This window comes from Neorhizobium sp. T25_13 (genome assembly GCF_002968675.1).
In the GTDB taxonomy this organism is placed as follows: Bacteria; Pseudomonadota; Alphaproteobacteria; order Rhizobiales; family Rhizobiaceae; genus Neorhizobium; species Neorhizobium tomejilense.
On sequence record NZ_PVBI01000001.1, the window covers coordinates 55,605 to 67,879 of the forward strand.

General features: G+C 61.8%; 12 protein-coding genes and 1 pseudogene. 4 read left to right on the plus strand and 9 right to left on the minus strand.

All coding sequences use genetic code 11. The annotated features are described in order from the left end of the window. Nucleotides 1-5 precede the first annotated feature (5 nt). From C5J22_RS00275 to C5J22_RS00295, 5 genes are read right to left on the minus strand one after another with little or no spacing between them, the layout of a single operon-like run. The gene (locus tag C5J22_RS00275; protein WP_105436654.1) at nt 6-788 is read right to left on the minus strand and encodes an SDR family NAD(P)-dependent oxidoreductase; all 783 of its coding nucleotides are present in this window, start codon (nt 786-788) and stop codon (nt 6-8) included. Between the two features lie 28 nt (nt 789-816). Continuing rightward, nucleotides 817-1,680, minus strand: coding sequence for an ABC transporter permease (locus C5J22_RS00280; RefSeq protein WP_105436655.1), 864 nt, complete (start codon nt 1,678-1,680; stop codon nt 817-819). A 10-nt stretch (nt 1,681-1,690) separates the two neighbouring features. Beyond that, complete coding sequence (locus C5J22_RS00285) at nt 1,691-2,611, minus strand: ABC transporter permease (RefSeq protein WP_105436656.1); 921 nt, start codon at nt 2,609-2,611, stop codon at nt 1,691-1,693. 18 nt (nt 2,612-2,629) lie between these two features. Further along, complete coding sequence (locus tag C5J22_RS00290; protein WP_105436657.1) at nt 2,630-4,123, minus strand: ABC transporter substrate-binding protein; 1,494 nt, start codon at nt 4,121-4,123, stop codon at nt 2,630-2,632. A gap of 42 nt (nt 4,124-4,165) precedes the next feature. Continuing rightward, entirely contained in the window at nt 4,166-5,101 is a 936-nt protein-coding gene (locus C5J22_RS00295) for a polysaccharide deacetylase (protein ID WP_105437153.1), read from the minus strand. 110 nt (nt 5,102-5,211) lie between these two features. Here C5J22_RS00295 and C5J22_RS00300 point away from each other — a divergent pair, with 110 nt between their 5' ends. Both C5J22_RS00300 and C5J22_RS00305 read left to right on the plus strand, forming a co-directional pair. After that, a complete protein-coding gene (locus tag C5J22_RS00300) occupies nt 5,212-5,970 on the plus strand; it encodes an IclR family transcriptional regulator (RefSeq protein ID WP_245440239.1) in 759 nt (252 codons plus the stop codon). Between the two features lie 317 nt (nt 5,971-6,287). Beyond that, on the plus strand, nt 6,288-6,947 hold the full coding sequence (locus tag C5J22_RS00305; RefSeq protein WP_037083730.1) for a peroxiredoxin: 660 nt from the start codon (nt 6,288-6,290) through the stop codon (nt 6,945-6,947). 95 nt (nt 6,948-7,042) lie between these two features. Here C5J22_RS00305 and C5J22_RS00310 read toward each other — a convergent pair whose 3' ends face one another. Both C5J22_RS00310 and C5J22_RS00315 read right to left on the minus strand, forming a co-directional pair. After that, nucleotides 7,043-7,225 (minus strand): hypothetical protein, encoded by a 183-nt coding sequence (locus C5J22_RS00310; RefSeq protein ID WP_105436659.1) that lies wholly within the window; start codon nt 7,223-7,225, stop codon nt 7,043-7,045. 172 nt (nt 7,226-7,397) lie between these two features. Further along, nucleotides 7,398-8,717 (minus strand): LLM class flavin-dependent oxidoreductase, encoded by a 1,320-nt coding sequence (locus C5J22_RS00315; protein ID WP_105436660.1) that lies wholly within the window; start codon nt 8,715-8,717, stop codon nt 7,398-7,400. 271 nt (nt 8,718-8,988) lie between these two features. Here C5J22_RS00315 and C5J22_RS00320 point away from each other — a divergent pair, with 271 nt between their 5' ends. Beyond that, entirely contained in the window at nt 8,989-10,206 is a 1,218-nt protein-coding gene (locus tag C5J22_RS00320; protein ID WP_105436661.1) for an SfnB family sulfur acquisition oxidoreductase, read from the plus strand. A 43-nt stretch (nt 10,207-10,249) separates the two neighbouring features. Here the strand turns inward: C5J22_RS00320 and C5J22_RS00325 are convergent, their stop codons facing one another. Next, nucleotides 10,250-10,723: an Rrf2 family transcriptional regulator gene (locus tag C5J22_RS00325; RefSeq protein WP_105437154.1), complete on the minus strand. Its 474-nt coding sequence runs from the start codon at nt 10,721-10,723 to the stop codon at nt 10,250-10,252. Nucleotides 10,724-10,832: 109 nt separating this feature from the next. Beyond that, the gene (locus C5J22_RS00330; protein WP_105436662.1) at nt 10,833-12,065 is read right to left on the minus strand and encodes a Xaa-Pro peptidase family protein; all 1,233 of its coding nucleotides are present in this window, start codon (nt 12,063-12,065) and stop codon (nt 10,833-10,835) included. 3 nt (nt 12,066-12,068) lie between these two features. On the opposite strand from C5J22_RS00330, the pseudogene C5J22_RS31520 reads away from it, so the two are divergent. Continuing rightward, a pseudogene (locus C5J22_RS31520) lies at nt 12,069-12,221 on the plus strand (EAL domain-containing protein); the annotation flags it as partial. Nucleotides 12,222-12,275 lie beyond the last annotated feature (54 nt).

The following is a 12,275-nucleotide window of genomic DNA, read 5'->3' on the forward strand; positions in this document are numbered from 1 at the left end:
TCTCCTCAGCCTGCCGTCTTCGCCCGCTCGGGGCGCTTGTAATTGCCGATCGAATTACCGCCATCGATACTGATCACGGCGCCGGTGATGAAGGCGGCCTTGTCGGAGCAGAGATAGGCGATCGCGCCCGGCGCATCCTCGGGGCCACTGGCGCGGCCGAGCGGAATGTTCTTCAGCATGTTGCTGACATATTCGTCGGAAAGCTCGCTCACTTCGCTGCCCGGCGCGAAGCCCGGCTCGACGACATTGACGCGGATACCGTATTCGGCGAGCTCCATGGCAAACCCCTTGGACAGGCGTTCGATGGCTGTCTTCGACGTGCAGTAGGGAACGCCGTTCTGGGTCATCTTGCGGGCGGCGCCGGAGGAGATGTTGACGATCGAGCCGGCCTTGCCTTCCGCGATCATCAGCTTGGCGAACTCGCGCGACAGCACGAAGGGAGCCCGCAGATTGACGCCGAAGACACGGTCCCAGTCGGAGAACTCCATCTCCAGCAGGCTGAAACGAGTATAGATGCCGGCATTGTTGACGAGAATGTCAGGCGCCTTCCATTCGCGCTTCACGAGACCGACGAGGTCGAGCATCGAGGCGTCGCTGGTCAATTCGGTCGCGTGCAGGAGAACCTTGGAGCGGTCGAGGCCGAGCTCGGAGACCGCCTTTTCCAGACCATCCATGCGGACGTCGCTGAGGCAGAGCGTGGCGCCTTGCGCGGCGAAATAGGCAGCGATCCAGCGGCCGAAAATGCCGGCGGCGCCGGTGATGACGATGGTCTTGTTTTCGAATTCCATGACTTAAAACCTCAACGCGCCAAAAGGTTCAACGGGTACGGGAACGCGGGTCGAGCTGGTCTCGCAACCAGTCGCCAAGCACGTTGACGGAAAAGACGAGCAGGAAGAGACAGGCGCCCGGAAAGGCGACGATCCACCAGGCCCGCTCGATATATTGGCGGCCGACGCTCATGATCGAACCCCAGCTCGAGGCCGGCGGCTGGATGCCGAGGCCGAGGAAGGAAAGGCCCGCTTCCATCAGGATCATCAGCCCGAATTCGGCCGTGGCGACGATCAGCACCGGGCCTGCGATATTCGGCAGGATGTGATGGAAGAGAATGCGCGCCGCGCCAGCGCCCGCAAGCTCGGAGGCCTTGATGAACGGCAGGTTCGCCACCTGCAGCGTCTGGGCATAAGCGACGCGGGTATAGCGCGGCCAGCGGGTCAGGCCGAGCACCAGGACCAGCTTCAGGAAGCCAGGGCCGAGCACCGCGACGGTCAGCACCGCCAGCAGGATCGCCGGGATCGACATCATGATGTCGACGAGGCGCATGATGAGGATCTCGATCTTGCCGCGGAACCAGCCGGCGATCATGCCGAGCGTGACGCCGATCAGCGACGAGACGACCACGGAGAGTACCGCGACCGAGAGCGATACCCCTGCCCCATAGAGCGTGCGTGACAGCAGGTCGCGGCCGAGGTCGTCGGTGCCGAGCCAGTAGGTGATACCGCGCATCTCGAAGCCCGGCGGCTTCAGGCGGCCGAGCAGGTTCTGCCGGTTGGGATCGGCTGGCGCCACCCAGGGCGCGAAGACCGCCAGCAGCACGATCACCAGGAAAATGACCGATACCACGATGACCGAGATGGGGACCCGGCGAAGGCGTTGGCTAAGGGCGAGGACGGCGGTGCTCAAAGCCTTCTCCTTATCGGACCAGACGGATGCGCGGATCGACGAGCGCGTAGACGAAATCCGCGATCACGCTGGTCAGCACATAAACGAAGGAAATCAAAAGCACGATCACCTGGACGACCAGGAAGTCGCGCGACTGGATGGATTGGATGGCGAGCTGGCCGATGCCCGGCCAGGCGAATACCGTCTCGACGATGACAGCACCGGCAAGCAGGTTACCGATTTCGAGCGCAGCGATGGTGATGACCGGGATCGCGGCATTGCGCAGCACATGGCGGAACACCACGGAGCCGAGCGAAAGGCCGCGGGCGCGCCCTGCCCGCACATAGTCCTTGCCGAGCTCGTCGATGATCGAAATCCGGGTCATGCGGGCGAAAGTCGACATCGAGATTGCCCCGAGTGCGATCGACGGCATGACCAGCGAGGCGAAATCGCCGGAACCGGAGGTCGGCAGCCAGCGCAGCGTCACGCCGAAGAGGAAGATTAGCACGATGCCCGACAGGAAGGTCGGCACGCTCTGGCCGGTGACGACGATCGCCGTCAGAAGCCGTTCGAGCCAGCCGCCGCGCCTGGTCGCCATGATGATGCCGGCCGGAATGCCCATGCCGATCGCCACCACCAGCGCGCCGGTGGCGAGCATCGCCGTATAGGGCACACGCGAAACGACGATATCGAATGCGGGCACACGCTGGACGACGGAAATGCCGAAGTCGAAATGCGCAAGACCGCCCAGATATTCCAGATATTGCACCCAGATCGGCCGGTCGAAACCGAGCTGGCTGCGCAGCTGGGCGATCATCTCGGCCGATGCATCCTGCGGCACCAGCAGCAGGGTCGGGTCGCCCGAGAGATGCATGACGACGAAGACGATGGTGAGAACGCCGAAGATCGCAATGATCGCCTGTATCAAACGCTCGACGGCATATCTCAACATGATCCTGTTACCTGTCTTTTACTGCTGCCAGCTCATGTCCATGACGAACATGGCTTCATTGGCGGTCGGCTGCCACTTCAGCTTTTTGGCGGCTCCGTAGAGCGCATAGGCCTGATAAAGGCCCATGCCCGGAACGTCGTCCTTCAGGACCTGGTAGGCCTGTTCGTAGAGCTTCAGACGCTCCTTCTGGTCGAGGATGACGCGCGCCTTGTCGACCGCTTCATCGAACTTCGGGTTCGAGTACTTGGCCCAGATGCTGCCGGTGCGGAACAGCGGGAAGATCACGCCATCGACGTCCTGGCAGGCGCAGGACCAGGCGCCGAAGGCAAGACCGCCGGCATTGGCGGGATCGCCCTGGCGGCGCTTCAGGAAGGTCGCCTGGTCGCTGGACGAGATCTCCACCTTGAGACCGGCTTCGTTGACCATCTGCTGAATGGCTTCGACGGTGGCGCGGCTATAGGCGGGAGAGGTCAGGAATTCGACGGTCGCGCCCTCCGCGCCGGCAGCCTTCACCAGTTCCTTCGCCTTGTCGAGGTTATATTCATAACCCTTGATCTTGTCGGTGTAGCCGAAGACCGGCTCGGCGCCGAGGACTTCGACCGGCTTGCCGTATCCTTCGAGCAGCGCCTCGACGAGCGCCTGGCGGTCGATCGCGTAGGCAATCGCCTGGCGGACGCGGACGTCCTTGGTGACGCCGCCCTGGGCATTGATGAAGAGATAGCCGATGCGCTCGGTCGGAACCGACAGGACCTGCGAATTGCTGTCGCTCTTGATGCTTTCGGCCTGATCCGGCGGCACGTCGCGGACGAGGTCGGCCTTGCCGGTCTTCAGATCGGCGATACGGGTCGAGACGTCCGGAACGGTGCGGAAGACCACCTTCTGGAACGGCGGCTTTGCCCGCCAGTAGCTCGAATACGCCTCGAGCTCGGTCTGCACGCCCTTCTGCCATTTGGCCATCTTGTAGGGGCCGGAGCCGAGCGGCTTCAGGTTGAATTCCTGGTCGCCGACCTTCTCGACATAGGCTTTCGGCACAATCGAAAGCTTGACCAGCTGGGCGAGCAGCGCGGGATAAGGTGACTTGGTCGTCATCTTGACAACGGTCGGGCTCACCGCCTCGGCCTTGGCGATCTGATCGAACTGCGAAAGCTGCGGGCTCTTCAGCTTCGGGTCGATGATGCGGTTGATCGAGAAGGCGACGTCTTCGGCGGTCAGCTTCGAGCCGTCCTGGAAGGTCACGTCGTCGCGGATCTGGAATTCGATCGTCTTGTCGTCGAGGTATTTCCAGGACTTGGCGATCTGCGGGACGATCTCGCCCTTCACATCGCGCGTCAGCAGGTTGTCGAAGATATTGCGGTAGATCGAATAACTGTCGGTGTTCCACTGCAGATGCGGATCGAGCGTTGCCGCATCGTTCGGCAGGTCGATGGTCAGCGTTTCCCTGGTTTGCGCAAGCGCAGTCGACGCGGTGAGCGCCAGTAGCACGGCGGCTATGGATGCGAATTTGGCAGACATTCCCTTACCCTCATTGTTGTCGCTGCTGTATTCAAGAACTGTTTACGCCGCCTTCGCGCCGGTCTTGAGCCCGGCCTCGTTGGCACAGTAGCGCGCCAGTTCCGCATGGGTGCAGAACCAGACGTCGCCCTTTGACTTGGCGAGCCGGATGATCTCTTCCAGAATGAAGATGCGTGAACGGTGCCCGATATGATGCGGGTGCATGGTGAGCTGGAACAGCCCGCCCTCTTCCCAGGCTACTTCGAGCTCGCGGGCGAAGATGTCGAAAACCATGGCCGGGCCGCCGTAAGGTCGCGCGCCGGTCATCCGGTCCATCGCCACGTAAGGTGCGTCGTCGCGGATCCACTCGACGGGGATCTCGACCACGCCGGTCGGTTCGCCGTCCTCCAAAAGTTCGTAGGGCTCCTCGTCGGCCATCAGGGAAGAATCGTAGAGCAGACCCATCTCGCGGGCGATTTTCAGCGTATAGGGGCTGAAATCCCAGGACGCGGTGCGCATGCCGACCGGGCGGATGCCGGACAGGCGTTCGAGCGTATCCGAGGCGCGCAGCGCCAGGTCGCGTTCGGTCACCTCGTCAAGGCGGGAATTGAATTCATGGATCCAGCTATGGATGCCGAGCTCGTGGCCTGACGAAACCACGGTCTTCACTTCGTCCGCATTGATCATCGCCGAGACCGCCGGCATGAAGAAGGAGGCCGGAATGGAGTATTTTTCCAGCAGCCGCAGGATGCGTGGCATGCCGGCGCGGGCGCCGTATTGGCCGCGGCTCATCGTGCCGAAGGAAGTGCCGCCATTGCGCAGTTCCATCGTCTCGTGATCGGAATCGAACGACAATGCGACTGCCATGCGTGCGCCGTTTTTCCATTTCGCAGGCTTAAGGGAACGCCCGGCGCGCACCTTCTGAACCTTCTGCTGCCAGACACTATCCGGCCAGGTCCAGGGTTCGGAGACATCATTTTGCTTATTCGGCGCATTCATGAGATCGTTCATCCTATCAGCGCGACACTCGAAAATGTGAGTGGCTGCTTTCTAGGCAGAATTGTTATGAGCCGATCCGATAACCATCAATGGGGGTTTCGTTCACATATATGAACTCCGAAATCAAAAGCGCCGGCCGGATTCTCGATCTCCTGGAATACATGGCTTCCCGCCGGGAAGCGGTTCCGCTGGCGCAGATCGTGCGCGATCTTTCTTTTCCGAAAAGCAGCGCGCACGGCCTCGTCCAGACGTTGGCTGCCCGTGGCCACGTGGTTCAGGACGATGCCGGCCGCTACATGCTGGTCGAGGCGAGCCGGCACGGCTTTCCGTTCAGGCGCCATGAAGAGCCGCTGGTCGTGGTGGCAAAACCGTTCATGGAAAAGCTGCGCGACGAGTCCGGCGAGACGATCCTGCTCGCAACGATGAACGCTCATTGCGACATAAGACGGCTGGCGAAATGCGTCAGCCGGCATCGGGTTCGTTACGACGTCAATCTTGACGCAGCGATCGCCGCCTATTGCACCGCGACCGGTCGCGTGTTGCTCGCCTTCACGCCGAAGGAGGCGCTGGAACACTATCTTTCCCGTGTCCAACTGCTCTCCTATACCCGCTACACCGTCACCGACATCGAGCGCATTCGCGAGATGCTCGTGAAGATCCGCCGGGATGGCTATGCACTGAACGACCAGGAATTCGTCACCGGCTCGACGGGCATTGCCGCCCCGATCTTCGATGGCAACGGCGCGGTCGTCGCGGCCCTCAATCTCGGCGTTCCGACCGTGCGCTACAACGAGCAGCGCGAGGGCTTTCTGCTGATGGTCCGCAGTGCAGCCGACGATATCAGCCGGGCGCTTGGCTACCGTCGCTGAGGCTCATTCCTGACACGGGTGATGGAACCGGATGCGGTGCAGGATATTTGGAAAGCTACACTCTTTCCCGCCGGCATTTTGGAACAAACTGCGTCGGCCCGCAATCTTGAAGCGGCTATATCCTTCTTGACGACACGGATCCGGAGTTTTCAATGGCAGCTCCTGCTTTTGGCCCAGCGTGGAAAGCGGGTAACCGGAAGAGCAGGCAGGTATCCGCGAAATACTCTATAACTGAGAGGCGACCCAAGCGGCCGCTTGATCGGGCCGGCTTCGAAGTCCCGATCGCTGCAGACACAACAATTCAAGGGAGCTGAAACATGAGCCTTCGTATCAACGACATAGCACCGGATTTCACTGCCGAGACCACCCAGGGCACGATTCATTTCCACGACTGGATCGGCAGCGGTTGGGCGGTGCTGTTTTCCCACCCGAAGAACTTCACGCCGGTCTGCACGACCGAGCTCGGCGCCATGGCAGGGCTGGAGGGTGAATTCAAAAAGCGTGGCGTCAAGATCATCGGCATCTCCGTCGATCCGGTCGAAAGCCACGGCAAGTGGAAGGACGACATCAAGACCGCGACCGGTTTCGAGGTGGAATATCCGCTGATCGGCGACCGCGACCTCAAGGTCGCCAAGCTCTACGACATGCTGCCGGCCGCAGCCGGCGAAAGTTCGGAGGGCCGCACGCCTGCCGACAATGCGACGGTCCGCTCAGTCTACGTGATCGGCCCGGACAAGAAGATCAAGCTGATCCTCACCTATCCGATGACCACCGGCCGCAACTTCAACGAAATCCTGCGGGCGATCGACTCGATCCAGCTCACCGCCAAACACCAGGTCGCGACGCCGGCCAACTGGAAGCAGGGTGAGGATGTGATCATCACCGCCGCGGTTTCCAACGAGGACGCGATCACCCGCTTCGGTTCGTTCGATACGGTCCTGCCCTATCTGCGCAAGACCAAGCAGCCCACGGCCTGATCGGCTCGTCTATTCGAACATAAAAAGCCGGCGGAGCGGATCGCTTCGCCGGCTTTTTTGTATTCCGGATAATCGCCCCCGTGCCGGAGGGCCGGTCAATAGACGGGATACATGCCCCAGAAGAAGCTTTCCGAATGTTCGTGATCAGGATCGCGAAGTTCCTCACGATCCTTTTCGAACGTCTTGCGTTCCGTGCTGTCGGCACCCGCCTTGGCCGGCGCGCGTCGGGCCAGTCCGAACAGATCAAATCCAAACAGGGATAAGCCACAAGCGATCATCGTCAGCCTCCAGTTGGTTGCGTCCTACCTCCCAACTTTCAGGCCAAACCCCGTTTCGGTCAATGTAGTCTATCAAAACACTATACTAATTCGTTGATACATTTGAAATTGTTATGTCCAAAATGTGGCAGTCGGCGAAATAGCGATCCCTGCCCGCTTCCGGTTGATGCCCTCAGGTAAAAAAGCGGTTGGCCGGCCGCGGCAGGCCGAGATGGTCGCGAAGCGTCGCTCCTTCATAGTCGGTGCGGAAGATCCTGCGGCGCTGGAGTTCCGGAATAAGCCGCTGCGTCACGTCGTCCAGACCCTGCGGCAGGTAGGGGAAAACGACAGTAAATCCGTCGCTCGCCTCTTCCGAAAGCCAGGCCTGCATCTCGTCGGCGATGGTTTGCGGCGTGCCGACAAAGGCCAGGCCGGAATAACCGCCGTAACGCTGCGCAAGCTGGCGCACCGTCAGTTTTTCCTGCTCGGCGAGTTTGAGGACCTGGGCGCGGCCGGACTTGCTGGCATTGGTTTCCGGAATGTCCGGCAGCGGAGCGTCCGGATCGAAGCCGGACGCATCGTGGCCGAGGGCTATCGACAGCGAAGCGATGGCGCTATCGTAATGCACCAGGCTGTCGAGCGCCGCCCGCTTCGCCCTCGCCTCTTCCACCGTATCGCCGACGACGATGAAGGCGGCCGGCAGGATCTTCAGGTGGTCGGGATTGCGTCCGGCGGCGACCATACGGCCCTTGATGTCCGCATAGAGCGCCCTGGAGGCGGCGAGATCGCGCGGCGAACAGAAGACCAGTTCGGCGGTCTCGGCCGCCAGCTGGCGTCCCGGTTCCGACTGCCCCGCCTGCACGATCACCGGCCAGCCCTGTACCGGGCGGGCAATGTTGAGCGGCCCGCGTACGCTGAGTTCGTCACCCTTGTGATCGAGCACGTGCATCTTTTCCGGATCGAAGAAAATGCCGCTCTGCTGATCGCGGATGAAGGCGTCGTCCGCAAAACTGTCCCACAGCCCGGTGACGACGTCATAGAACTCGCGGGCCCGCTTGTAGCGCTCGCCGTGCTCCACATGCTCGTCGAGACCGAAATTGCGGGCGGAATCCGGATTGGATGTGGTGACGATGTTCCATGCGGCGCGGCCGTTGCTGATATGGTCGAGCGATGCGAACCGGCGGGCCACATGATAGGGCTCGTCGAAGGTTGTCGAGGCGGTCGCCGCAAGGCCGATCTTCTCGGTGACCGCGGCAAGCGCCGACAGCAGCGTGAACGGCTCGAACGACGTCACCGTGTGGCTGCGCTTCAGCGCTTCGACCGGCATGTTCAGCACCGCCAGGTGATCGGCCATGAAGAACGCGTCGAACTTGGCGGCCTCCAGCTTCTGGATGAAGGACTTGATATGCCCGAAATTGAAATTGGCGTCCGCATAGGCGCCGGGATAACGCCAGGCACCGGTATGCAGGCTGACGGGACGCATGAAGGCGGTAAGGTGTAGTGATCTTGCCATCGGACGACGCTCTGCTGAGAGGAAAAACGGGCTCGTTTCCTTAAACTAGGCATTCCTGTTCGGCGCGCTAAGGAAAGTTGTTGCGTTGATCCCGTCGCCCCGGAGAAATTCTCTCCCCTTCCGCTCAACTTGGCGTGACAATCCGCAAATCTCTCGGTGCGGCCGCCAAAAAGAGAAAATTCACGTCGTTCGACCCGTGCAATTGAAGCTTTATTCCTTCTCACCGACTCCGTGACGTGGCTGAATGACGGGCTTGATCCGGGAGGCGCACATGAGCAGGGTTTTCCATTTGGCAGGAAAGATCAGAGCAGTGGCTCCATATCTCGCGACAGAGGACCAGGCGATCGAGGTGGCGACGGGGCTTTCGGCGCGCATCGCCGAAGGTTCGAGTCTTCGCGACCGGGAGCGGCTTTTGCCGCATGACGAGATGGAACTGGTTGCCCGGTCGGGGTTGCTTGGCATCACCGTGCCCGCCGAATATGGTGGTGCCGACATTTCCAACGCCTTCCTGGCGGAGGTGATCGCCATTCTGTCCGAGGCCGATGCATCGGTGGGGCAGATCCCCCAGAACCATTTTTCCATTCTCGAAGCGCTGCGCCTTTCCGGCAGCGAGGAGCAGAAGAAATATTTCTTCGCGCGGGCGCTGGCCGGCGAACATTTCGGCAATGCCCTTGCCGAGTCCGGAACGAAGGCGGCCGGCGACATCGAAACCCGGCTGGTGGCCGATGGGCTCGGCTATCGCATCACCGGCCGCAAATATTATTCGACCGGTGCGCTGTTTGCCGATTGGGTGGCGGTCTTCGGTCTCGATCCCGAAGGAAAAGCAGTCATGGCGATCGTGCCGCGCGATGCCGAAGGACTGTCGATCGTCGACGACTGGGATGGGTTCGGTCAACGAACCACCGCAAGCGGCACCGTCGTGATAGATAACGTTAACGTTTCGCCGGACTCGGTCATCAGCTACTACCGGAGTTTCGAACGACATGCGCCGCTGGGATCGCTCGGCCAGCTGCTGCACGCCGCCGTCGACCTTGGGATCGCACGAGCCGCTTTTGCCGACATGATCGGCTTCGTGCGCAGCAAATCCCGGGGCATCCGCAATGTCGGCGTTGAGACCGCCAGCGCCGACCCGCTGACCATTGCGCGGACCGGTTCGATCGCCGTGAAGCTGGAGGCGGCAAGCGCAGTTCTCGAGCGTGCCGGTCGCAAGGTCGATGTCGCCCAGATCAACCCGTCCTCGGAGACTGCGATCGAGGCCTCGCTTTCCGTCGCGGCCGCAAAGATCCTGACCACGGAGGCCGCACTCGACGCGACCAACGGCCTGTTCGAACTTGCCGGAACTTCCGCGACCAAGGAAGACCTGAATCTCGACCGCCATTGGCGCAATGCCCGCACCCATACGGTGCATGATCCGGTGCGCTGGAAACATCACGCGATCGGCGATTTTCACCTGAACGGCAATGTGCCGCGGCCGAATGGACAGCTCTAAATCCTGTGGCCGAATGCATCAGCTTGCGGCCGCGGCACGCGATCTATTTGCTGCTTGTCTGGCTATTGCTGCTTGCCTGGGCGTCGTCGAGAAGGCCGCTTGAGCGCTTGGCGACCATCTGCTCCAGCGTCATGTTGTCGAGTACCGAGGCGATCGCGTCGCGCACTTCCGTCATCGAATGGCGGACCTGGCAATCTTCCGGATGGTCGCAATCGTCGCAAGGCTCGAACGCCGTCTTGCTGGCGCAGCGGATGGGCGCAAGCGGACCATCGAGGATGCGGACGGCCTGGCCGACATAAATCTGCGACGCGGGCTTGGACAGCGCATAACCACCGCCGGGTCCTTTTTTGGAGCGCAGCATGCCGCCCTTGCGCAGCTCCAGCAGGATCGCATCGAGGAATTTCTTGGAAATATTGTTCTGTTGGGCGATGTCGCTGACGAAGGCGGTCTTGCCGGGTTCAAGCTGCGCGAGGTGGACAAGCGCCTTGAGCCCGTATTTTCCCTTTTTCGTAAGCATCGAGGATCGAAATTCCGCCTGACTGGTGTCCTTCCCGGCGAGATCGCCGAAGGTGTGACACCGATACAGGACCGGCACCAAAGGTTCAACGTCGGTTTGCTCGTCTGCCCTATTCTGCCGAAAGATCGCGCAATGTCCGCGGCAGCGTATTCATGCATTCGGCTCCCGTTTCGGTGATCAGGAACTGATCCTCGATCATCAGCGCGCCGATGCCCTGCCCGTAGAACGGCGTCTCCAGCGCCACCACCATGTTCGGTTGGATGATTTCCGGATTGCCGGCGGAGAAGAACGGCCATTCCTCGATGCCGACGCTGCCGCCGACCGAATGGCCGAAATGGCCACGATCATATTCTGCAAAGCCGTCCTTGCGCATCGAGGCGAGCATGGCCGCGTGAACCGCGCCGAACGTATTGCCGGGACGAAGTTCACCGAGCCCGGCTGCGAAAGCGTTTCCCAGCGCCTTGAAGATTTCCCGCGACAGTGGCGATGCAAGGCCATGGGTGAAGGTGCGTGCGCCGTCCGAGGAATAACCGTCGACCAGCGTTCCGACATCGGCCTTGATCAGCGCGCCCGGCGTCACGACCGCCGCCATGTCCGAAAGATCGGCGCCGACCGAGATGAAGTCCCAGTGGCCGCTCAGCCCGAAGCCGCCTTCCGCCGCGGCCTCCTGGGCGCCCGCCTTCCAGGCGCAAGAGAGTTCGGTGAGCCGTGCGCCGGGTTTCACTGCCGCCGCCATGCGGGCGAGCCCGGCTTCCGCAGCCTTGGCGGCACGACGCAGCCGCTCGATCTCGCGCGGCGTCTTGACAGCCCTTAGGCGGCGCAGCACGCCAGACCCATCGGTCCAGGTCACCGCCGGCAAAGCCAGTTTCAGGGCTTCGAAATCGGCGGCCGGCATGAATTCCAGGTCGGCGCCGATCCGAGCGCGATCAAGGCCACGCTCGTTCAGCAGATCGCCGAGCAGGTCGAAACAGGCGGACCGATCGAAGGTTTCCGGCCGGGGTCCGAAAGACCCGAGCCGGCGATAGGCCTCGTTGACCTGCTCGACGCTCTCGGCTCCCGTCAGATCGAGCATGTCGATCCAGACGCGATGGGTGCGCAGGTCCACGTCTGCCGCAGCCTTGCGGATCGAGCCGGCGGCGTGGTCGCTGGCGATTGCGGCCAGACCGGTCGCGGCATCGGCCGGCACAAGCGCGATTGCGGCACCCGCCCTGCCCCACATAGTCGCGACACCGGCCGGCGCCCCCACCGCATACCGAAAGGCTTCGGGCTGGAAGATTACCAGGGCGTCGAGGCCGGCTTGCACCATCAGGCGCTCCGCATGGCGGCGGTCGATATCACTCATCGCATTCTCCAGATCCGTCGCTTCGGCTGCCGCATCGCGCTCGACGAGCTCGGCACCGGTTATTCGTCGCTGAGCTATATGAGCCGTTTCCCGGTCGATATCGTCAAGATCGACCAGTCCTTCATCCGTTCACTCACCGAACGGACGGGCGACATTGCCGACGCACCGGCCTTGAAAGGCCGGCACGTGCTGCTCGATGTGGTGCGACGG

Coding starts and splice junctions, on each gene's coding strand:
- C5J22_RS00295 (WP_105437153.1), bottom strand. CDS start 5,101: ATGAATGCGCCGAATAAGCAAAATGATGTCTCCGAACCCTGGACCTGG.
- C5J22_RS00290 (WP_105436657.1), bottom strand. CDS start 4,123: ATGTCTGCCAAATTCGCATCCATAGCCGCCGTGCTACTGGCGCTCACC.
- C5J22_RS00275 (WP_105436654.1), bottom strand. CDS start 788: ATGGAATTCGAAAACAAGACCATCGTCATCACCGGCGCCGCCGGCATT.
- C5J22_RS00305 (WP_037083730.1), top strand. CDS start 6,288: ATGAGCCTTCGTATCAACGACATAGCACCGGATTTCACTGCCGAGACC.
- C5J22_RS00300 (WP_245440239.1), top strand. CDS start 5,212: ATGAACTCCGAAATCAAAAGCGCCGGCCGGATTCTCGATCTCCTGGAA.
- C5J22_RS00330 (WP_105436662.1), bottom strand. CDS start 12,065: ATGAGTGATATCGACCGCCGCCATGCGGAGCGCCTGATGGTGCAAGCC.
- C5J22_RS00325 (WP_105437154.1), bottom strand. CDS start 10,723: ATGCTTACGAAAAAGGGAAAATACGGGCTCAAGGCGCTTGTCCACCTC.
- C5J22_RS00320 (WP_105436661.1), top strand. CDS start 8,989: ATGAGCAGGGTTTTCCATTTGGCAGGAAAGATCAGAGCAGTGGCTCCA.
- C5J22_RS00310 (WP_105436659.1), bottom strand. CDS start 7,225: ATGATCGCTTGTGGCTTATCCCTGTTTGGATTTGATCTGTTCGGACTG.
- C5J22_RS00285 (WP_105436656.1), bottom strand. CDS start 2,611: ATGTTGAGATATGCCGTCGAGCGTTTGATACAGGCGATCATTGCGATC.
- C5J22_RS00315 (WP_105436660.1), bottom strand. CDS start 8,717: ATGGCAAGATCACTACACCTTACCGCCTTCATGCGTCCCGTCAGCCTG.